This window comes from Reticulibacter mediterranei, from assembly GCF_016587455.1.
This window is the reverse complement of sequence record NZ_BNJK01000001.1, coordinates 1,242,660-1,263,971: the sequence shown is the minus strand read 5'-3', so window position 1 is coordinate 1,263,971 and position 21,312 is coordinate 1,242,660. Positions and strand designations below refer to the sequence as shown.

Annotated in this window: 15 protein-coding genes; 7 read left to right on the top strand and 8 right to left on the bottom strand. The window is 50.2% G+C overall.

Features of this window, described 5'->3' with window-relative positions; all coding sequences use genetic code 11:
- The first annotated feature begins 13 nt into the window (after nt 1-13).
- The 3 genes from K3T83_RS05595 to K3T83_RS05585 all read left to right on the top strand — a co-directional run bounded on the left by K3T83_RS05595 (nt 14) and on the right by K3T83_RS05585 (nt 5,745).
- Nucleotides 14-3,100: an exonuclease domain-containing protein gene (locus K3T83_RS05595; protein WP_220201990.1), complete on the top strand. Its 3,087-nt coding sequence runs from the start codon at nt 14-16 to the stop codon at nt 3,098-3,100.
- 40 nt (nt 3,101-3,140) lie between these two features.
- The gene (locus K3T83_RS05590) at nt 3,141-5,270 is read left to right on the top strand and encodes a molybdopterin-containing oxidoreductase family protein (protein WP_236064827.1); all 2,130 of its coding nucleotides are present in this window, start codon (nt 3,141-3,143) and stop codon (nt 5,268-5,270) included.
- A 124-nt stretch (nt 5,271-5,394) separates the two neighbouring features.
- On the top strand, nt 5,395-5,745 hold the full coding sequence (locus tag K3T83_RS05585) for a hypothetical protein (protein WP_220201988.1): 351 nt from the start codon (nt 5,395-5,397) through the stop codon (nt 5,743-5,745).
- 5 nt (nt 5,746-5,750) lie between these two features.
- Here K3T83_RS05585 and K3T83_RS05580 read toward each other — a convergent pair whose 3' ends face one another.
- Both K3T83_RS05580 and larC read right to left on the bottom strand, forming a co-directional pair.
- Nucleotides 5,751-6,509: a PspA/IM30 family protein gene (locus K3T83_RS05580; RefSeq protein WP_220201987.1), complete on the bottom strand. Its 759-nt coding sequence runs from the start codon at nt 6,507-6,509 to the stop codon at nt 5,751-5,753.
- A gap of 248 nt (nt 6,510-6,757) precedes the next feature.
- Nucleotides 6,758-7,576: a nickel pincer cofactor biosynthesis protein LarC gene (larC, locus tag K3T83_RS05575; protein WP_220201986.1), complete on the bottom strand. Its 819-nt coding sequence runs from the start codon at nt 7,574-7,576 to the stop codon at nt 6,758-6,760.
- A 261-nt stretch (nt 7,577-7,837) separates the two neighbouring features.
- On the opposite strand from larC, the gene K3T83_RS05570 reads away from it, so the two are divergent.
- Complete coding sequence (locus tag K3T83_RS05570; RefSeq protein ID WP_220201985.1) at nt 7,838-9,097, top strand: GDSL-type esterase/lipase family protein; 1,260 nt, start codon at nt 7,838-7,840, stop codon at nt 9,095-9,097.
- 18 nt (nt 9,098-9,115) lie between these two features.
- On the opposite strand, the gene K3T83_RS05565 is transcribed toward K3T83_RS05570, so the two are convergent.
- Together K3T83_RS05565 and K3T83_RS05560 are read right to left on the bottom strand one after the other, a co-directional pair.
- Nucleotides 9,116-10,312, bottom strand: coding sequence for a YncE family protein (locus K3T83_RS05565; protein WP_220201984.1), 1,197 nt, complete (start codon nt 10,310-10,312; stop codon nt 9,116-9,118).
- A gap of 222 nt (nt 10,313-10,534) precedes the next feature.
- Entirely contained in the window at nt 10,535-10,924 is a 390-nt protein-coding gene (locus tag K3T83_RS05560; RefSeq protein WP_220201983.1) for an SCO5389 family protein, read from the bottom strand.
- Nucleotides 10,925-11,559: 635 nt separating this feature from the next.
- Between K3T83_RS05560 and K3T83_RS05555 the strand changes: the two genes are divergently transcribed.
- Nucleotides 11,560-13,404 (top strand): protein kinase domain-containing protein, encoded by a 1,845-nt coding sequence (locus K3T83_RS05555; protein ID WP_220201982.1) that lies wholly within the window; start codon nt 11,560-11,562, stop codon nt 13,402-13,404.
- A gap of 384 nt (nt 13,405-13,788) precedes the next feature.
- On the opposite strand, the gene K3T83_RS05550 is transcribed toward K3T83_RS05555, so the two are convergent.
- Nucleotides 13,789-14,004 (bottom strand): hypothetical protein, encoded by a 216-nt coding sequence (locus K3T83_RS05550; RefSeq protein ID WP_220201981.1) that lies wholly within the window; start codon nt 14,002-14,004, stop codon nt 13,789-13,791.
- 395 nt (nt 14,005-14,399) lie between these two features.
- On the opposite strand from K3T83_RS05550, the gene K3T83_RS05545 reads away from it, so the two are divergent.
- Nucleotides 14,400-16,403 (top strand): YjhG/YagF family D-xylonate dehydratase, encoded by a 2,004-nt coding sequence (locus tag K3T83_RS05545; protein WP_220201980.1) that lies wholly within the window; start codon nt 14,400-14,402, stop codon nt 16,401-16,403.
- A gap of 64 nt (nt 16,404-16,467) precedes the next feature.
- Here the strand turns inward: K3T83_RS05545 and K3T83_RS05540 are convergent, their stop codons facing one another.
- Both K3T83_RS05540 and K3T83_RS05535 read right to left on the bottom strand, forming a co-directional pair.
- A complete protein-coding gene (locus tag K3T83_RS05540) occupies nt 16,468-17,298 on the bottom strand; it encodes a GNAT family N-acetyltransferase (RefSeq protein WP_220201979.1) in 831 nt (276 codons plus the stop codon).
- Nucleotides 17,295-18,143 (bottom strand): sugar nucleotide-binding protein, encoded by an 849-nt coding sequence (locus tag K3T83_RS05535; protein WP_220201978.1) that lies wholly within the window; start codon nt 18,141-18,143, stop codon nt 17,295-17,297. Before K3T83_RS05535 ends, K3T83_RS05540 begins: the two co-directional genes overlap by 4 nt.
- A gap of 195 nt (nt 18,144-18,338) precedes the next feature.
- Between K3T83_RS05535 and K3T83_RS05530 the strand changes: the two genes are divergently transcribed.
- Complete coding sequence (locus K3T83_RS05530; protein WP_220201977.1) at nt 18,339-20,108, top strand: MFS transporter; 1,770 nt, start codon at nt 18,339-18,341, stop codon at nt 20,106-20,108.
- Between the two features lie 22 nt (nt 20,109-20,130).
- Here K3T83_RS05530 and K3T83_RS05525 read toward each other — a convergent pair whose 3' ends face one another.
- Nucleotides 20,131-21,201: a LacI family DNA-binding transcriptional regulator gene (locus tag K3T83_RS05525; protein WP_220201976.1), complete on the bottom strand. Its 1,071-nt coding sequence runs from the start codon at nt 21,199-21,201 to the stop codon at nt 20,131-20,133.
- Nucleotides 21,202-21,312: the final 111 nt, after the last annotated feature.

Sequence of the window (21,312 nt, the reverse complement as noted above, 5' to 3'; positions counted from 1 at the left end):
AACAGGTAAGTTTATGGCAAGAAAGGCGACCATTCGTGTAGCCCTTGACCTGGAAACGACGGGTTTACACGTCGAACAAGATGCTATTCTTGAAGTTGCAGCCATCAAATTTCAGGACACCCAGGTTATTGACAGGTTTGAGACATTTATCTCCCCCGGTCGTTCAATCCCCTATCGCGTTCAACGGCTTACCGGTATTAAACCAGAACAATTGATCGGTGCACCCACCTTTGACACCATTGCAAGACGATTGCAGGCTTTTTTGAGTGATCATCCCATTGTTGGTCATAGCATTCCGTTTGACGTTGGCTTTCTGCGTCGCTGGGGGATCGCCCGAACCAATCCTCTCGTCGATACCTTTGAACTGGCGACCGTCATGCTCCCCTCTTTGACGAGCTACAACCTCGGGCAGGTGGCCGAATCTCTAGGTATCCAGGTTCCGCTCGATAGACATCGTGCTATGGTTGATACCGTGTTGGCAATGGAGGTTTTCTTAGCCCTGCATCAACGATTACAATCGGTTGATCTGGCCCTCCTCAAAGATCTGGCGAGCCTGGATGCACCTCGCAACTGGCCTCTCTTGCATTTTTTTCGCCAGGAATTGCGAGATCGTCAGGAACGTGATGGCGTGCGTGGAGGATTGGTGCGTGGGAGCCTGGGAGATCGTTTTGCTGCTCAGTTAGGCATGGACCCTCGCGTCCTCTCGTTCGCTGTTGCTCGCAATAGCGACACATTGCCAGATACTCAGCTTGCCAGCACGGTTGTCAATACATCTGTGGTCGAGACCGTTGAGCAGATGAAGAGCGGGATTGAGGTTATTCCAGAACATGCTGAACAGCCCGTTGCTCCGGGTTATCCGGCGACCGAGGCTGCTATTCGCGAGGCATTGCAACAGCGAGAGCCTCTTTTAGTTGAAGTCACCGTTGGCAGCAATGATTATAGCTCTGTCCTTTTGCCCGTTCTGGATTGGATCGTAAACACTACCACTGATGATGCGCAACAGCCTGCCCGGTTGGTCGTCGCATGTTCCAGCCAACAAAGCGCTCGTCGTTTTATTGAGATGGTGCTGCCTCGCTTACAAGCACTGCTCAAAAGTCAATTACCAGTTGCCTATTTAGCAGAAAAAGGCGGCTATCTCTGTACTCATCGCTGGTTTGGAGCTGCCTTACGGCGCACAAGCGGAGAATTGACCGCTGAACAAGCTCGTGGACTTGCCAAGCTCGGGCTATGGGCACAGCGCACCCTCACCGGCGAACGGAGCGAGCTAACCATGTTGCCGCAGGAAATAACAGCCTGGGAACGTATCTCTTCTGGCATTGAACATATCCCATCTGCTGATAAGCGCTCCGGTACGATCTATCAGCGCTGCACCTATCGTCGTAAAGGATATTGTTTTGTCAGCCTTGCCGAAGAGCGCGTTAATGCGGCGAACATTGTTGTCACCACGCACGCTGGCCTCTTCGATGATCTCTCTCAATCCCACTCGTTGCTTTCCTCTATCCCTTATCGCGTAATCCTTGATGCTGATCTGCTGGAAGAGGAGAATGCTCGTTGGAGTAGCACAGAACTGGATCAAGTGCGCCTTTTGAGAATGCTGAATACTATCGGTACTGAACTACCAGATGGTCGTTATCAGGGATTATTAGCACTAGCTGCTCCCTTGCTGCGTGAACATGGTCCTGGCGGTCTCTCAACCACGCTGACCGTAGGCAAAGCGGAACTGGATGCACGAATGCTGACCTGGTTTCAGACGTTGCGGCAGGCCAGATCAGCCGTTGAGCACTTATTTAGCAGTTTCACGCACCTGATGGAAGAATTTGCACAGCAGGGATCTCACGGAGGACGCGAAAAGGGTGGCAAAGGAAGTGGACGTGGCGGTGAGCGCATGGATCAACAGCCATTGCGCTTCACCAATAATACTCGCCAGCTTGGTGCCTGGATGGAGGTCGAACGCGCCTGGCAGCAGGCGGCTCAGCGTTTACAGGCTGTCGCTGATCTGGCACATGAGGCCGAAAAAATTATTCTCACCACACAGCGTAGTCGGCACCGGCTCGATATTGGAAGCGGCGAAGATAGCACCGTTGCCTCCGAACTGGCTACCGTTGCTCAACAATTGCTAGAACAGAAGCAATTGGGACAGAATGCAATGATGCTTGGAGAAAATGAGAATGTGTACTGGTTGCGTATGCCTCCCACTCCTCCTCCATCTTCTACGCAAAATGCTCAGCAGCGTTCTTCTGATATATCTACTCAGCCAGCGGCAGAGCATTCTCCTATTCTCTACACACAGTTGGTCCAGACTTCGACGCTGCTCCAACGCCTCTTGCTCACTGAAAAGACATGTACGATTTTTGCTGGTGCATCCCTTTCAGTTGACAATACATTTGCATTTACTCGTGGGCGCTTTGGCCTGGATAACGACGCATGCCAGGCGCTTTCTATCGTCTCCGAACATCATCAACAAACGCTCTTATATATTCCCAATGATGTTCCAGAGCCAAATGCACCTCAATATCAGCGTCACCTGGATGAGGCACTGATTCAAACGGCTACAGCATTAGATGGGCAGCTTGTCGCGCTCTTCACCTCACATGCCGCCTTACGTAGCTCATATGCAACGATTAAACCTTTGCTGGAAACGAGAGGTATTCTTGTTTTGGCGCAGGGACTTGATGGCTCGCCGCGCCAGCTCTGGCAAATATTTCAGAAGCAAGAACGTGTGGTTTTGCTTGGCACCGGGAGCCTCTGGGAAGGGGCCGGAGAGATTACCCGCTCACCCACCTGTCTGTTTATTGCCCGTTTACCTATGCCCGTTCTCAACGATCCACCAGTAGCGGCACGAGCTGAGCGCTATTCTGATCAATTACATCAGCTTACTGTACCAATTGCTGCCTTGCGTATTCGCCGCGCGCTCAATCGATTGATGTGGAATGATGATAGGCGCAATACGGTGGTTCTATTTGATCGCCGCGTCATATCAAAAGAGTATGGTTCAATTATTATGAATAGCCTGCCGCGTTGCTCACAACGACAGGCGGCGGTATCGCATCTGCCTGAGTCCGTGCTTGATTGGCTGACGGGAACCGAGGTATGGGAATGATGCGCTCTGTTCTATTTCAAGGGAAAGGGTGCCATTGAATATGTCTGCATCTGTTGAAAAAGATCGTACATTACGCGTCGTCTATGGATCATGTCCTCACGATTGTCCTGATTGCTGTGCGTTGGAAACGCATGTAGATGAGCAGGGACGAGCTGTTAGTGTGCGTGGTCGCGCGGATCACCCTGTAACGCGTGGCTGGTTGTGTGCTAAAGTCAATCGCTATCTGGAGCGTGTCTATCATCCTGATCGTTTGCTGTATCCTTTGCGCCGCGTCGGACCTAAAGGCAGTGGCGAGTTTCGCCGTATTTCCTGGGAGGAGGCCGTCGCTGAGATTACAGAACGCTGGCAGGATATCATCAGGCGGCATGGGGCCGAATGTATCTTGCCCTATAGCTATGCCGGGACGCTGGGGCTGGTCAATGGAGCTGTAACTGATTCGCGTTTCTGGCATCGTCTTGGTGCCTGTCGGCTTGAGCGTGCAATTTGCGGTCATGCAGCTGAGGAGGCCGTTTTACTGACTGTTGGTGGACGCTTGGCACCTTCACCTGAAATGCTCGTTCATAGCAAGCTCATCCTCATCTGGGGCAGCAATCCGGCCAGCACCGCACCTCATGTCATGCCTTTCTTGCGGCAGGCACAGCAGAGGGGCGCTTGCGTGATCGTGATCGATCCTATTCGCTCATTGACGGCTCGCTCAGCAGATCAACATGTGCAGCCACACCCGGGAACAGATGCCGCGCTTGCACTCTCTATGATGTATGTGATGGTGAGCGAAGGGTTGTACAAACCGGAGTGGATTGCGGAGCATACGCTTGGTTGGGAGCATTTGTTAGAGCGTGTATTGCGATTTCCCCCCGAGCGGGCAGCGGACATTACAGGGGTGCCCGCTGAAACGATCATTCAGTTAGCCCGCACGTATGCCACAACCGCTCCTGCTATGCTTCGTGTCAGTGATGGCATTAATCGTCATACCAATGGCGGTCAAACTATACGTACATTGGCCTGCTTGCCCGCGCTAATCGGACAGTATGGTGTGCTGGGAGGCGGCTTGATGTACAGTACCAGTGATTGGCTACGCTGGAATAAAGCCGCCCTTGCTCATGAGCATGAGGATGTTTGCCCTCCCGCGCCGCGCACCTTGAATATGAATCGTCTGGGTGCAATTCTCACAGGCGAGGCTGATCCACCCGTGTATTCTCTTTATGTTTACGACGCCAATCCGGTTGCTTCGACGCCCAACGCAGGCAAGATCGTTGAAGGCTTGATGCGCGATGATCTCTTTACGGTCGTACATGATCTGTTTGAGACCGATACGGCTCGCTATGCTGATATCATCCTGCCTGCCACCAGCCAGCTTGAACATGTGGATCTGCATAAGCCCTATGGTCATCTCTCGTTGCAATACAATACGCCAGCGATTGCTCCGTTGGGCGAGGCTCGTAGCAACTGGGATGTCATGCGGGCGCTGGCAGTTGGAATGGGCTTTCAAGACTCCTGGTTGCAGGATGATGCCAATGCAGTTATTCGCGAAATCCTGACTGCTTCAGCTTCACAAAATCCAGCACTCGACGGCATCACTTTTGAGCGTTTGCAGGCTGAGGGATCGATTCCCCTGGCTATCCCTGCTGAAGAGCGGATACCTTTTGCTCATGGTATCTTCCGCACACCATCAGGCAAGGTGGAAATGTATTCCGAGCAAGCTGTTGCGAAAGGATATGATCCCGTACCTGGCTGGGTTCCCGAAAACGACTCGTACCAGAAGCAAAAGGAAGGATCTTCTGCAACAACTTTTACGCTGATGTCTCCTGCTGCCCATCATTTTATCAGCTCGACGTTTGGCAATCAGGAGCGCATGAAAACGAAAGAGGGTACACCAACACTGCGTATTCATCCGTGTGATGCAGAGGCGCGAGGGATTCAGAGTGGACAGATGGTGCGGGTGAGCAATGAGCGTGGCTGGTGTCGGCTGGTTGCCGAGGTCACGGAGGATGTGCGACCCGGCGTGCTGGCAACAACGACAGTCTGGTGGCCCAGGTTCAGCCCCGATCAGCGTAATGTGAACTGGACAACTTCTGATCGTCTGGCCGACTTTGGCGGCGGTAGCACATTTCACACCAATCTCGTCACTCTCGAGGTAGTTGACGCGCCTGTGGCATCGCAAAACGGCTGATGTTTCCTCGCGATCACCATAGATCAGCAAACGTAGCAGCATAGGTCACAATAAATTGACGAGACCTATGCTCTATGTTACCATATTTGCTGGTGGCCTTTGATGCCTTCTAAGGAGAAGTAACATGAACTTATACGAGCAATTATTGGTAATACGAGATCGCCTGGAAAACATCGGTGCGCACGATGATAGTATGGATTTAGTTGAGTCATTGTTAGAAAAGGCCGAGCCTGCGAAAAACGACAGAAGCAACATTTCACAGGTACAGGTGTTGCGTCGTATGTTGCGCATGAACGAGGTCTACGATAACTATAATGTCTACAACGACCTGCAAGAGTTGATCAGTGAACGCGATGAGGCAGAAGTTGCGGCGCATGAAGATTCGGCTCCGGCAGCATATGTAGACACCGAACGCCATCCCAGACCGAAATCGTATTACAAAGCGCAGAAGGAAAAGGCGAAGAAGAAGGGCTAGCTACACTATTCGGTAGCTGGCCCTTCTATTTGCCGTTGTTGAGCGTTTGATCCGCCGAGTCGTAGTTGCTGCTTCATCGCCTGCAATTGAGCTTCGACGTTCTGTTGTGCGGCGATCTGCTGCAACTCGCGGTCAAGCGAATCTCCACTACCAGCTCCCAGCAAACCCTGTTCTCCCAACGTCCCCTGCTCGATCATGCTATCCATTGCGTTCGCGCGCGCCTGCATATTCAATACCTTCTCTTGAGCGCGCTGCATCGCCAGATTCATCTCCGACATCTCCTCTGAAATGCCCGTGACCGTTTCGTTGATCTTAACCTGTGCCTGAGCTGCGTTGTATTGGGCCTTAACCATCTCTTTCTGTGTGCGGAACATTTCTATGCGTGCAGAAACATTGCGCTCCATTGTGACAAGGCGCTCTTCCTGCGCATGAAGCTGGGCGATCTGTTGCTCGTAGCCATTCAGTTGTATGACCAGGGTTTCTTTGCGCTGTAGCGCCATGCGCGCCAGATCCTCACGTCCGGCCAGTAATGCCTGTTGTGCTTGCGAGTCGATTTTGTTGGACTTTTCTAAGATCTGCGATTGCTGCAATTCCAGCCGTTTTTCTTGCGTGACGACATCGGCAATGGAGCGGCGTAACTGTTGGAGTTGTTCGAGTTGTTTGTTGTAGGAATAGTCCATAACCTGCCCTGGATCTTCGGCTTTGTCCAGAACCGCGCTCGTGCGAATCCGCAGAAAGTTCATGAAGCGAGAGAAGATTCCCATAGCTATCTCCTAATGAGCAATAGAATAAAAGCAGTTGCTATCAATTATACGCTGCTCAGGGGAGTATGTTGCCGTGTGATCTCCCCCCATATCATATCATACCTTTGTCCCCGACCTCAGCATCCACATATACATAAACGCTGAGGATCTTACAAGCTAAAATGACTGACGATTGAAAATGCTCCATTTGAAAAACGCTCATTCTGTGGGATACTGGCACATTATTTTTGTATATGTGACCTATCGTTTCAATGAGCTGCATGATTGTGATGATGAGCATGAGCATGATGGTGGTGATGGTGATCTTCCTGGCGAGGAGCGGCATGAGAGCCATGAGTTTGTGCATAAGCAGAGCCGATGCAGGCACGGAGGCAATTGGGCCAGATGAGTTTTTTCTTCCCAAAGCCATAGCCAATCTGCTCCATTGTCATTGCAGGCATTTCAAAGCGGGCCAGGGTAGCGAGAATAGCTGCCCCGGTTGGTGTGACCAGTTCTCCCTCAATAGGACTTGGCACCCAGGGAGCCTGCACACGCCGTAAAATCTCAAGCGTTGCTGGTGCTGGCACTGGCATCAGTCCGTGCGCCATTCGTAAATGACCGCGTGTGAATGGGAGCGGTGAGGCGTACAGCTGGGTGATCTCTAATGCCTCGAGAGCAATGGCCGCACCGGTAATATCAACAATAGCATCAACCGCTCCGACCTCATGAAAGTGAATTTCGTCAAGTGTCACTCCATGTACGGTCGCCTCTGCTTCGCCCAATGTGCGAAAAATAGCTATAGCCGTATCGCGCACAAAAGGAGAGAGAGATGATGATTGTAAGAGTGCCGCAATATCGGTAAAGCCGCGCGTAGGCTGTTCCTGTTCTGTGAGAGTCACATCAACATGTGTGCCACGGATGCCCTGATCGATAAAAGCTTCCTGTGTGATCTGGTAGCCGTCAACTGGCAATGATGCCAGGCTGGTGCGCAATACGTCGAAAGGAAGTCCCGCGTCGAGCATGGCACTGAGAAACATATCGCCGCTAATTCCAGAATGGCAATCTAAATAAGCTATTTTGGCCGACATTTTCAAGATCCTTTAATGAGAATGCTGCTGAACATAGCAATTTTTATCGTGATAAAACGTGTCTGAGTGACGCCAGTATACCACACTTCAGTCGCGCTTCCTCTACCATGTTTTCCCTGCAAAACGTAACTCGCTTGTCTTTGCAGTCCGACTAGTAGATTCGTCCTGTGATCGTCAAAATTTGATTGAGACGCAGTATATATAGTTAGCACATCAATTACCTCTCTTTTATTTGGTTAAGATGGAGAAGGGGAAAGCCTTATGCATGTTGAGCCGCATCTCGTTCAGACACAATCTTCTATTGCGTTCAAAGCAAGAACGCCAACCTTCAAGCGCTTCGGGATAGCCACGATTTGCCTCATTCTTATAGCGGTAGTAGCGGGGATAGCGTTGCTTCCTGGAGGTGTGATCACACGCGCCATTGCCGCAGGTACAATACCATCTCAACCAACTTCTATCAATGGTGTAGCTGGTAATCAACAGATCTCGCTCTCCTGGGGAGTTTCTGAAAACGCCACAGGTTATCTTGTCGAGCAGGTTGATCTTGCGACTGGACAGGCGCTACAGCTGCCAACTCTGGTGACAGGAACCTCATCTACTATAGGATCGCTGGCAGCCGGGCGCTGGTATCGTTTTCGCATTATTCCAGTCAATGGAACGATTCAGGGAACGCCTTCGGCTTCTATCGAGATTCGTACTGTTGGTTTCCAGGGAGCGTATGCACATTATTATGTGTTGGGAGACTCGTATTCTTCGGGGGAGGGTGCTCCACCTTATTCAGGTGTGAAGGGATGTTATCGTTCTGTCAACAGTTACGGCAATCGACTTGGTTCGGGCGCACCAACTCCCGTAATCATTGCCTGCTCAGGAGCCGTAGCAGACGATATAGATAAAATAACACAAATGGCCGGCTTATCGGGAACGCAACTTCAGCAATTGCAACGTAACCCCCTTGCCAATTCGCTGATTACCCTGACGATTGGAGGAAATGATGCGAACTTTGCGCAGGAGTTGCAAAATTGTATTTTCGGGTTTCATGCCTGTACGTCTCGACGAGAAGCGATCTCGCAGAGAATTGCTGCTCTAGAACCTCGTCTGGTTCAGGTGTATCGGGAGATCCGCAGTGCGGCTCCTGGGGCCGATATCATGGTACTGGGATACCCCTTGTTAGCAGCCGCACCTGATATTGCATCTTGTCATAACCCAATTATTAAAGCAGGTTTGAGCAAAAGCGAAATGAGCATGATCCGCGATCTCGCAGGTCAATTGAACAGGGTGATTACTCAAGCTGCTGCTCAGGCCGGAGTTATCTCTGCTGCGGGCCGTGTAGAGCAAGCATTCGCAGGGCATGAAGTATGTACAAAAAGTCAGCAGGACGAATGGATTAATGAAATTACCGGCGTCACCAACATGATCCATGGCTCTTTTCATCCCAAGCTAGCAGGCTATATGGCTGATGTACGTGCTGTTAATGCTGGTCGTACGGCCCTTTATCAGGCGGGAATGGTGCGTCGCGTTTAAGCCTATTCTGCCTGCATCTTATTTCTGTTGTCGGTTTTTGAGTATGCGACGAAGAAGGATCACAAAAATAACCGTCAGGGAGAGACAGACAATGAGATAAACGATGAAAATGCTCGTGGAGACCCATGCTGGCAATTGACTCCACCAGGGTTCAGATGTCCCTGCCTCCTGTCCTCGTGCTGGCGGAGTGGGTTTAGCTATGGTGGGAGGGTAAACTCCGGTAATAATGAAATGGGGCAATCCGCCAACTGTGATAGTAGAGACAAATTGTCGGGCGGGGACATCAAGCATTGCTACCGTCCCGTTATGCAATGCGACGAAACCGAGTTGTCCGTCATTAGTGATTGCAACCGATTCGGGGGTAACTGGTGTGTGAATGGTGCGATTAGGCTGTTTGGGTTGCTTTGGGTCTGTTGGATCGACCTTGCTCAGGACGGCGAGTTGACTATTTTTCTGATCTGGGACATAGATCTCGCCCGTGATGGCATCATAGTCCATCGGGCCAAAGGGACCACCTGTGAGCAATTGCCGGGTGATGTGGGTTTTGAGGCCGATAGCATAAATACTTCCCTGACGTGTTGTGGCATAGACAGTGGAACTGGGAGGAGTCGTAAGATATTGTGGTCCGCCAGGGATGGGGATCTGTGCCAGCGATTGACCTGTTTGAGCGTCAAAAACAGCGATTTTGTCGTTCTCTGACACCCAGAGTTGACGTGTATTACTCGGACCGCCGCCCTCAGTCGCAATGGCGAGGCCATAGACCGAACTATCCGTTGCAAATACATGTCGGAGTGCGCAGGTGTGGGCATCAATGGCACTGACTTGTGAGGCTCCGCTTCCGGCTGCGTAGAGTATATTTGTGGAAGAGTCGAGAGCTAACAGTCCAGGCTTTCCCGGGAGATGAGCAGTGCAAATAATACGTTTTGTATAGGTTGCCAGTATTGATACTTGATGAACTTCTGGTTGAGAAATGTAGAGAAAACTGCCGTCAAGACTGAGAAGAATTGTGTCAGGCTTGCCAACCGTTGGAATAGTTGCAATCACTTTGCTCAGTCCGACATCTATGACGCTGATATCCTGTGCGGTTCCTGATACATAAGCAAGATTGGGAGCGCCACCATCGGCATGAGTGTGAGAGGGGAGAAGGGCAAGGAATGTTGTAGCTATCAACAAAGAGAGCATTGTTCTATACCAACGTTTTATACGTGGTTGCATGCTATTGATCCTTTAACATACTCTGTCTGATTGGTTGCCTCAAGTCGTGACCTGTTGAGAGTGTACGGCTTTCTGAAAGCGAATGCAAGTGAGAGGAGGGGAATTGATAAAACTTAATTGAGTATGACAACCTGAAGACTCGTCGTACTGCACCATTTGAGAGAAACAACGAGTCTTCAATAACTATAAAAACAGCGATTTTCCTATAGTCTGATCATGATATCAGCAATCGCGTAACTCAGGGGTTTGATTGAGGATCTGGCTGCGAGGCGAGATGAACTCGTCATAGATCTCGCCTAATTGATCCTGACGAAATAGCGCGACGCGATGGCAATTCTGGAATGCCAGTTTCACGCTGTAGTGCTGCTCAATGGCGTTGCGCATAGCGTCGCTGGAAAGTACCCGGAGTAGTTGTCCGCGTGCTTGCTCGTCAGGTGGGGGAACCTGATTATCGACGAAGACGGTATTGCTTGTGGCAAGTTTGCTCGCCAGGTTTTCAATCAGCTGCCAGGCATATGGCAACGATTCTTTGATGCATTGGAGGAACTTATTAAGGGGAATATCTCCTTCCTTTGCCTGTTCAATCAATGCTGCTGGAACATCTAAAGACATTGCTGACTCCTTTCGTCAGGGGTATAAATACCCATAAAAAACAAACGATTTTATATCATCATGGCAGAAAATAATTCTGTACCTCTTAACGTGAGCACCTCAATTGTTTTCTTACCAGTGATATCCACACTTCAGTTCTATAATGACACACTAGATAGCAACAAATGATGTTTTTACCTTATATCTTCTGATTCAGAACGAAGAGCTAGTTCAAGTATGACATGATTTGCTCAAAAAAGCAATAATATTGAGACTGAATATCAGAAAGATTAATGATATGTAATCTCAATATAGCAAAAGACAGGTGTATTGATCAGATAGGCTTTGTGCATATGTTTCTTTTGGTTGTTGTGAGTACAAATTTCGTATTCAAAGTGAGGCTCAACAAAATTCGTTATATTCTGGTCTGCATAGCGATATCTATAGTGAACACTATGCGGAATGTGGTTGTAACTGATAACGTAGTAAATACCGTCAATGTATTGCGGTTACTTATGCTTATGTGGCATATATATGAATAACTCGATTATAGTCTTTATGTGTCTTCTTAATCAAGTTCTCATATTTACCTAATAATATATATTTATATCAGTAACCCTGGTTATTTCATTACCCTATTTGAAAAGGGGATATTCATGGATTCTCAACCAACAGTTGCGGATGCCCTTCTTGGAAAGAGTGTGGGAGGGTATCAGTTAGTCAAGCGGGTCGGCCAGAGCAACTTGAGTACTGTCTATCTAGCTCAATCGCAAAGGCAAAGTCAGGCAGCCATCTTCACTACATTTACTCTGCCTGAGAAGTTTTCTTTTCATGCACGTGAGCGATTTAATGAACGTTTTGTGCGTGTTGTCTCTACTCTTGCTCGCTTGAGACATTCACATATTGCTTCCGTATATGATTTTGGGATGCAGCCTGAGTATCTTTATATAGTCACGGCCTTAACGCCTTCTGATACCCTTGCTGAATTAGTGCCGCGTCAGCCTCATTTGAGTACGACTTTTGTGCTTGATATGATGAGACAGATTGCTGAGGGCATAGATTATGCGCATCGCTCGGGGGTTATGCATGGATCGCTGAGTAGCAGTAATATCTTGTTGGATGGTAGGCAACAGGTACAAATTGCTGGTTTTGGTCTGGTACAGTTTCTTGCGCTCTCTGATATAGAGCCATTCCAACATCCTTATGCTCACGTATTAAGTGTTGCTATGACTTTTCTTGGCAATCCTTATAGCATTGCTCCTGAAGTGATACAGGGTATGCCTCTTACTCCTGCTGCTGACGTCTATGCACTAGGTATTCTGTTGTTTGAGATGCTCAGCGGTCAACCTCCATTTGTTGGAGCTGATCCACTCAAGACTGCATTGGCTCGTCTCAATATGCCTGTGCCGTCTATTGGAGTATTACGTCCTGATCTACCGCTTTCTCTTAATCGAGTGTTACAGCAAGCGTTAGCCTCTGAGCCTGTGCAGCGTTATGGATCAGCGGGAAATCTGGTGCAGGCTGTTGAGCAAGCTTTGCGGAAAGAGAGCACGGCAAAGCAGGCTGCCGTGACAACAAAGCAGGGTATTGTTTTACCAGCCAAAACTGAAGAAAATCCAGGCAACAATGCGTCAGGAGGTACGCAGGTCAGCACGTTTTATAGTGCGGGAGATATGAATCAGCAAGATAAGCAAGGGATAGATCAGCAACGTACCAGTACTTTTTCGCCGGTAGAGTTAGCGCAACAGCAAGTGGCAGGCGGGAGCGTGGATGTACCAACTGAAGGGGCAATTGATCCGTTTGCGCGGTGGTCTCCCGCTACATTGACTACTGATGAAGAGCAGGCTTTCACCTGGGTAGGAGGAAGTGGCCTGACACCGGAATCGGCCAATCCTGGCCGTCGTCTTACAGTGAACACAAAGCGTCGGCGTCTGGTTGCTGCATTGGCGGTAGGGGGAGTCGTGCTGGGAGGTCTGGGAGCAGGAGGAGCTGTGCTGGCTCATATGGTGCAAGGATCATCTAATGCGCAGGGGCATGCGAAACAGGTAGCAGCCAGTAGTATATCTCAACCAATGCCTTCACCTCAACCGACGAAAACGGTACAACCAAGTCCGACGCCAAAACCGAAGCCAAGCGCAACGCCAAAACCGAAGCCAAGCCCGACGCCAACCCCGAGTCCGGCACCATCCCATACTGGTGTCGTAGTAGGCTCGATGAATCAGGGGAACAATACGTCCACGACGTTTACTAATCCGACTGATGGCAACGACAGCTTGCTTATACGCCTGCCCAATGGTAATTTTGTGGCCTTCGAGTCCGACTGTCCCCACGAGGGCGTCACCTGCCATTACGATGCTGGCATACAAAAGATCGTCTGTCCTCGCCACACCGCCTACTTTGATCCGTTTAACAATGCTGCAGTCTTACAGGGACCACCCAAGCGACCGCTGCCATCTGTCCCGGTTCATATCAATAGCGATGGTACTGTTACTGTTGGTTAACAACTGTTTCCCAATAATGGCTTATAAACATCTTTACCTGTCAGGCGTTTGTATGGCTCAATTCATTGCTATTGTTTGTCAAGAACAAGACGAGTCCCTGGCGTTTGGAAGGAAGGATGCGGTGAACATCACGCCAGGGACTCGTAGGAATGGACCTGTATTGTGGATAGTAGCCATTGTCGTTGAAAGGGATCGAGAGAGCAGAACGCCGTTGTTTAGCTCTCGACGAAACTATGCTACTGGTCTACACTCATTTCTGAATGCAATGATAGTATAGATCGTCTGTATCTCAACCACGTCGCAAATCCCCCTTTTCGCGTCACGGCCAGATCACAAATCAACAAGTTTTTTCTCAACAGTTCATATTTCAAAAAACTCCGGGTGTTAAGGAAGATAGGTGCGGATCGCAGGATGTAAATGAGAAGAGGTAGGCGTAGATGCACGATATATGGCCACATGTCCATCAAAAGTTGCTGGTAATCGCTCCTTTTGCTGAAGGATTATCACTTTGTATGATAGATCGTCAACACGTATATATGTACCGGCTGGTACCAATTCTCCAGCTTTCCACAAAGGGATCTGATGTTCGTCTTGCTGCATAGTGGAAAACCTCCTTTTTCTCTTCCTGGCAGGCGTTCTTCTTCCTTTCTTCTAAAGCGAGCATATCCTTTCGATATCACATAGGCTACACAGAGCATGGTGCAAATATCACAAATACACCACAGTTTGATTTGAGAAAAGGGTGTAGTGAAGTTGATAGGAGCGAAATGCTACCCTTGACGTAGTGGGCGTGCAGGCGTATATACTACCAGCGACGGTGGTGTCCAGCATATTCGATTTTTGCGACGATGAAGAAGGAGTTGAGCAATGAAATATGGAGTTGTTGGGATGTGGGGAAGGCGTGTAAACCCTGTCGAGACGAATGATTTGGCGATTTCTGGCGTGATGATGGCGCGTTACAAAAGAAGTCGTAGGCAGAGGGAGGGCAGGCTGGGATGACAAAACATGAGCAGCCACAGGGAGAGACGCTCGATGTTTTATCCGCGCTTTCACCGACGGATCAGGACGATTTGTATACAATCCCAACCCACGCACCCGGTCCACAGGGATCTTTGCCTCTGACCGCGCAAATGTTGCGTGAATGGGCCAGTGGTGATCTCTTCGGGTTAACGCAAAATGTTGGTATGGGCTGGAATCCCACCAAAGTTCTTGGCAAGCATATTTTGATCCTCAGCACACAAGGAGGCATTCGCGAGCCTGATGGTACTCCCGTAGCGCTTGGTTATCATACCGGACACTGGGAAGTTGGACGCTTGATGCGGGCTGCAGCGTTGGAGATGCAGCAGTTGGGCGCGGTGCCATATGCTTCCTATGTGAGCGATCCCTGTGATGGTCGCTCGCAAGGCACGACGGGCATGTTTGACTCTCTACCATATCGCAATGATGCCGCGCTGGTGATGCGCCGCTTGATGAGATCACTGCCGACGCGTAAAGCTGTGATGGGAGTGGCAACGTGTGATAAGGGATTGCCAGCCACGATGATTGCTCTGGCGAGCCTGGGACGGTTGCCTGGGATTCTGGTTCCCGGCGGCGTGACGCTATCACCCACACATGGCGAAGATGCGGGTAAGGTGCAGACAATTGGCGTGCGCTATGTGCATGGTGAGATCTCGCTGGAAGAGGCTGCGGCAATGGCGTGTCGTGCCTGTGCCTCGCCGGGCGGTGGCTGTCAATTTCTCGGTACAGCCGCTACCGCACAGGTCGTGGCGGAGGCGCTAGGTATGGCTCTACCACATTCGGCACTGGCTCCATCGGGCGAGGCGATCTGGGAACATACCGCTGTCCAGTCCGCCCGCGCTCTCTTGAACCTGATCCAGCTTGGCTGGGGCATGGAAGATATTATGACGGACGCGGCGATACGCAATGCGATGGTTGTACATGCCGCATTTGGTGGCTCAACAAATTTACTGCTACATGTTCCTGCTATTGCACATTCTGCTGGAAGGAATATTCCAACAGTGGCAGAGTGGCAGGAGGTGAATCGAGAAGTGCCACGCCTGGTGAGCGTTCTGCCCAATGGACCAGTCGATCATCCAACTGTACGCGTATTTCTGGCGGGAGGCGTGCCTGAAGTGATGTTGCATCTGCGCCGTAAAGGGTTGTTAGATACGCAGGTTCGGACCGTGAGTGGTCGCACCTTGGGTGAGGTACTCGATTGGTGGGAGCAATCCGAACGGCGAGTGCGCGTGCGAGAACGCTTGCGTGAGGTCGATGGCGTAGATCCCGACGATGTGATTATGGACCCGGTGACAGCACAGGCGCGCGGCCTGACCTCCACCGTCGTCTTCCCCATTGGCAATATTGCCCCGGAAGGATCGGTAATTAAATCGACATCGATTGATCCCGGCGTTGTTGATGCTGACGGTGTGTATCGTCATACCGGACCGGCTAGAGTGTTTACCAGCGAACGTAGCGCAATAGCAGCTATCAAGGAAGGGATAGTGCAGGCTGGAGAGGTCATGGTGCTGATTGGGCGTGGTCCAACGGGAACGGGGATGGAAGAGACCTATCAATTAACCTCGGCCCTGAAACATCTGCCCTTTGGCAAGCAAATTGCGCTGGTGACGGATGCGCGTTTCTCCGGCGTCTCCACGGGAGCCTGTATTGGACACGTCGGCCCTGAAGCGCTGGCGGGTGGTCCAATCAGCAAGGTGCGAGACGGGGATATTATTCAGATCACCGTTGATCGCCTGGGTCTGGAGGGCCGATTGGATTTTGTCGGGTATGGCGACGAGCGTTTTTCACCAGAGGAGGGAACGGCAATCCTCGCGGAGCGGGCACCACATCCCGATCTGGCTCCCGATGAGCATTTGCCCGACGACACGCGCTTATGGGCAGCTCTCCAGGCTGTCAGCGGCGGCCCTTGGCGTGGGGCTGTTTATGATGTTGACCGCATTATTCAAGCGCTTGAAGCTGGCAAAAAAGCGTTGGGGTGGTAAAAAAGTAAGAGGTAACAGTGCTGTTTTCTGTTATACGCTGTAATAAACAGAAAACAGTGCTTTTCTATGGGTTGCCTAAATTTCCTGGATATGCAGGATGCCATAGATAGGTGCTAAATGTACAATACTTTTGAAAGCCGATACGTTGGTAAACGTTGAATCCCATCAGTGAGGCTGTCAACACTGCAATACGATATCCATAATGTCGGGCTTGCTGTAGTGCTGTGAGAGTCATTGCAGCGCCAATGCCTTGACGCCGATATTCGGGAAGGGTGGCTACTGGTCCAATCGAAGCCACGCCACCACCAAAGAACACTCCAGAAGTTGCCACTGGTTTGTCATGAAGAGTTCCAAGATAGAGGTGAAGAGAATTCTCCTGGTATATGTTGAGGTAAAACTTCTGCCACAAACAAATAACCTCTTCAGAGCTTTCGTATTCCCAGACACGTATCCACTGCTCTAGCTGTTCCTTAGTGGTCACGCGCTGTGTTGTTAACAGAGGTGTCGCTGAAAATTGCTCGTTGATATTGTCTAGATCTACGGCCATCCCTGGTTCCGTCTCGTAGTGGATTAGCCCACAGTTTTCTAGAAGTGGCTTTAAATTGATTGGCTGAGAGGATGGTCCTAAGTGCCATAAGAAGGGGATACGGCGCTGCTGAAAATATGTGGATACCTGTTCAATGGAGATGGGAGCTGTGTTCGGATAGAGATTTGTTTGTAAGACGCGATTGAAGATGTCATGGCGAATCCCAGTCTCAAACCAGAGAATTCCTGAATTATCATGGAGTTTTGCCTGGGGAAAACGGCTAAAAAAGAGCCTCCAGAAAGCGATATGATTAGCATCTAGCGCTAATGAGATCTGCACTGGCGAAAAGTCTTGCAGAACAACATTCATAGAGCGCTTCCTTCCGTTTGAGCGAGCGCTACATAGACAGAGAGCGGCACGATTTTGGTAAGCTTTTTCATGAGGTTAATATCTAACGAAGTATTTCTGGGATGTGGGGAGTTTGCAGGCATCTGTGCCGGATAGAGGCGTGTTGAAGGTATCTTCAGGCTGTTCATCGCCTCACGATAGAAATCGTAAATGCTCATGGCCTTTCCCGCAACATGAACGATGCCAACATACTGTGAACATGTCAGCAGTGTTATTGCCTCTGCTGCTTGATTAACCTCCATCGGGCTTTTGATCATATCGGCGAAATACGTAAGCCGTTCCCCGGCGAGTAATCGGGTTTGTGCAGCGGTAAGACGAGGGTCAAGCTGCGAGAGCGAGTATCCATAGAGATAGCTGGGTCGGATAATGCAGTAATTTGAACACAGGCTTTGTACCATCTGCTCAAAATATTGAAGGTTGCGGCCATAGGGCGTTATTGGCGTGGGAATATCACTTTCAATATAGTTGCCTTTCTCCCCTCCAAATATTCCATCACTTGAAATATAGATTACTCGATACTGCTGACATCCTTGAATGAGCTGTTTCACCCGTTGCTGAAAAAGGGCAAAATCACTGGTTGGACTATAGGCCATATTTGCCGCAACCACAATAGTATCGATCTGATATTGTTGAATCAGGGCTTGAACGTCGTCTGTCCAGAAATCGTAGTGTTGCGATCCGTCAAAACGAGCTTTTGTTCGATGGGTTGGGATGACGTGATTTGCGCGTTGCAGATGTTTCGTGAGCGTTCGGCCAAGATATCCTGTCGAACCAATTAGAAGTATACCTTGCTGTTGTTGTTTCATCTTGTTGATCTCCATATGCACTTTTTCCATTATCGCACAGAATGTGATAAGCCAGTTTTTCCTCAATTCTCAGATGACATGACGTTGACGTTAACGTTAATGATATGATATTACTATGGTGAATGGATTTGATGGTGTGAATGTATTGTTGTGACTGCTCCCATCTTCTTCGAGCCACAAACAGAAAGGAATGCTATGACAATGGCCTCCCTGCAAGATCGAAAGCGGCGTCCAGTTGGGCCGGGTTATAAGTGGATCGCGTTATCCAACACGACGCTAGGGGTCTTGATGGCTAGTATTGACACCAGTATTGTCCTGATATCGCTGCCAGCCATTTTTAATGGTATCCATATCAATCCCCTCGCGCCGGGAGAGACCGGATATTTTCTCTGGCTGCTGCTCGGCTATATGGTCGTGACTGCCACGCTGCTTGTCACGTTTGGGCGTATCTCAGATATATTCGGGCGAGTCAGGCTCTACAATCTCGGCTTCCTGATCTTTGCCATTGGCAGTATTCTGTTGTGGCTCACGCCTGGCACTGGCAACACCGGAGCGATTGAGTTGATCGTCTTTCGTCTCATCCAGGGCATTGGCTCTGGTTTTCTTTTCGCCAATAGCACCGCCATCATTACCGATGCATTTCCAGCCAACCAGCGCGGGTTTGCGATGGGCATCAATCAGATCGCGGCTATTCTTGGCTCGGTTATTGGGCTGATTCTCGGTGGCATTCTCTCCTACTTCAGTTGGCGCCTGGTCTTTCTGGTCAGCGTCCCTGTTGGCGTCGTTGGCACCATCTGGGCCTATCTAATGTTGCGCGAGACGGCAACAATTCGCGCCCACCAGAAGATCGATTGGGCTGGCAATATCACGTTTGCGGTTGGCTTGACGATCTTCCTGCTGGGGATTACTTATGGAATCGAGCCATATGGTAGCTCGCCGATGGGTTGGGGCAATCCCCTGGTGATCAGCATGCTGGTTGGAGGGGCCGCACTACTTGCCGCCTTTGTCTGGATCGAGTCTCATGTCGAAGATCCAATGTTTCAACTTCGCCTCTTTACTATTCGAGCCTTTGCAGCCGGGAATGCCAGCAGCTTTCTCGCAAGCATGGCGCGTGGTGGGCTACAGTTTATGCTCATCATCTGGCTACAGGGGATCTGGCTTCCGCTGCATGGCTACGATTATGCGGAGGCTCCGCTCTGGGCTGGTATCTATCTCTTGCCTCTGTTGTTCGGTTTTGTCTTGATGGGGCCGATGAGTGGCTGGCTTTCGGATCGCTTTGGTGCCCGCGTTTTTTCAACAGTCGGTATGGTCATTCAAGCAGTGGGCTTTATCCTGCTCACCATTCTGCCTGCCAACTTCAACTATATCTGGTTCGCGCTGCTGCTCTTTATGATGGGTGTTGGACAGGGCATGTTCTCGGCCCCTAATACATCGTCGATCATGAATAGTTTGCCACCTGATCAGCGCGGTGCTGGTTCAGGGATGCGCTCAACCTTCCAGAATGCAGCCTCGCTTGCTAGCATGGGCATCTTCTTTAGCATCGTCACAGCAGGCCTGGCAGCCGCTTTGCCTACCACACTGTTCAGCGGCCTGACGGGTGCAGGCGTACCAGCAGCCGTCGCGCAGCAGATAGCGCACCTGCCACCGACATCCGCGCTCTTTGCCGCCTTCCTGGGCTACAATCCGATGGGAACTCTACTGCCATCAGCCGTACTACACGCGCTACCCGCTGCAAATCAGACTAATCTGTTGGGCAAGGACTTTTTCCCTGATATGATCTCTCCGCCATTCTTGTTGGGATTGCATATAGCCTTTTACCTCTCTGCCACCATCTGTTTGATCGCAGCTCTGGCTTCGGTCTTACGCGGTAAACGCTATGTGTATGGTGGAAGTCAGCCCGCGAACGCGACGACCGTACAGGACGTGGTGATCGCGCGGGAAGAAGCACCAACCCAGGGTGATTAAGAGAGATAAATTTTTCATAACGCTATTGAGAGATGGGGGGAGATGTTGATTGCCTGACGATCAGCCGGGTCGAAAGCTCTACACGTGTCGCGTCGAGTTTTTGACCGTTCATGAGGCGATGCAGCATATCAACGCCAATGCGTCCCATCTCTTGAAATGGCTGCTGAATAGTTGTCAGTCCAGGGATCGCCATCTGTGCGAACTCCAGGTCATCGAAGCCAACGATCGAGACCTGTTGTGGCACGACCAGCCCTTGATCGTGTGCTGCTTGCAAGACTCCTATCGCCATGACATCGCTCAATGCAAGGATGGCGGTGGGAGCCTCTGCCAGCGAGAAGAGTTGTATGGCGGCTTGATACGCACTCTCTTTCGTGTTGCGTTTGCATTCATAGACGAGATCAGGCGAGGCAGGCAGGCCAGCAGCCAGAAGAGCGGCTTGAAAGCCTGCAATGCTATCGGTATTGTCGAACTTAAATTGGCTGGAATATTGGCTGAAACGAGCGACGATCATATGAATGCGTTGATGACCGAGCGAGAGAAGGTGTTCGGTAGCGCTCTTTGCCGCACTCCATCGTGCTGGTGCCACCACCGGTAGATGCATGTTGACTGAACGGCTGGGATTGATTAGCACAAGTGGGAAGCCGTTCTGGTACACTTCGACAAGTTCTTCATCCTCATCAGTGGTTCCCAGAATAAGCGCTCCATCGGTTGTGTGATACATAACGCGTTCTAGTAGAGGCATTCCACAGTTATGACGATAGGGGATAGGGCAGATGATTGGGCGAATATTGTGAGAATGGAGCGCCTCAACCACGCCAGCAAGAATTTCTGCATACTCGCCACTATGCATAGAGGTTGAAGTCAGTCCTATGAGCCGTGTGGTGCCTGCTTCCTGAAAGGCACTTGGCGGCTTTTCAATATAACCTAGCTCCAGGGCAGCATCGATAACCTTTTTACGGACGGCGGAGGAGACATGAGGTTTGCCATTGAGAACTCGCGAAACCGTTGCGATAGATACACCTGCCAGTTCGGTGATGTCCCACAGCGTTGCGGCACTCCTCCCGGTCTCTGGATCAACTTTTTTTGCTCTCATGAATCTCTTCTTGACCCCTTATTTATACTTACAAATCACAGTGGTAAGTTTTACGCAATATTTGTAAAATTTACAATAATGATTATGTGTACTACAGTTTATATACACGGA

Bases quoted from the DNA above. Each gene is read 5' to 3' on its own strand.
- K3T83_RS05595 (WP_220201990.1), top strand. From the start codon at position 14: ATGGCAAGAAAGGCGACCATTCGTGTAGCCCTTGACCTGGAAACGACG.
- K3T83_RS05590 (WP_236064827.1), top strand. From the start codon at position 3,141: ATGTCTGCATCTGTTGAAAAAGATCGTACATTACGCGTCGTCTATGGA.
- K3T83_RS05585 (WP_220201988.1), top strand. From the start codon at position 5,395: ATGAACTTATACGAGCAATTATTGGTAATACGAGATCGCCTGGAAAAC.
- K3T83_RS05580 (WP_220201987.1), bottom strand. From the start codon at position 6,509: ATGGGAATCTTCTCTCGCTTCATGAACTTTCTGCGGATTCGCACGAGC.
- larC (WP_220201986.1), bottom strand. From the start codon at position 7,576: ATGTCGGCCAAAATAGCTTATTTAGATTGCCATTCTGGAATTAGCGGC.
- K3T83_RS05570 (WP_220201985.1), top strand. From the start codon at position 7,838: ATGCATGTTGAGCCGCATCTCGTTCAGACACAATCTTCTATTGCGTTC.
- K3T83_RS05565 (WP_220201984.1), bottom strand. From the start codon at position 10,312: ATGCAACCACGTATAAAACGTTGGTATAGAACAATGCTCTCTTTGTTG.
- K3T83_RS05560 (WP_220201983.1), bottom strand. From the start codon at position 10,924: ATGTCTTTAGATGTTCCAGCAGCATTGATTGAACAGGCAAAGGAAGGA.
- K3T83_RS05555 (WP_220201982.1), top strand. From the start codon at position 11,560: ATGGATTCTCAACCAACAGTTGCGGATGCCCTTCTTGGAAAGAGTGTG.
- K3T83_RS05550 (WP_220201981.1), bottom strand. From the start codon at position 14,004: ATGCAGCAAGACGAACATCAGATCCCTTTGTGGAAAGCTGGAGAATTG.
- K3T83_RS05545 (WP_220201980.1), top strand. From the start codon at position 14,400: ATGACAAAACATGAGCAGCCACAGGGAGAGACGCTCGATGTTTTATCC.
- K3T83_RS05540 (WP_220201979.1), bottom strand. From the start codon at position 17,298: ATGAATGTTGTTCTGCAAGACTTTTCGCCAGTGCAGATCTCATTAGCG.
- K3T83_RS05535 (WP_220201978.1), bottom strand. From the start codon at position 18,143: ATGAAACAACAACAGCAAGGTATACTTCTAATTGGTTCGACAGGATAT.
- K3T83_RS05530 (WP_220201977.1), top strand. From the start codon at position 18,339: ATGACAATGGCCTCCCTGCAAGATCGAAAGCGGCGTCCAGTTGGGCCG.
- K3T83_RS05525 (WP_220201976.1), bottom strand. From the start codon at position 21,201: ATGAGAGCAAAAAAAGTTGATCCAGAGACCGGGAGGAGTGCCGCAACG.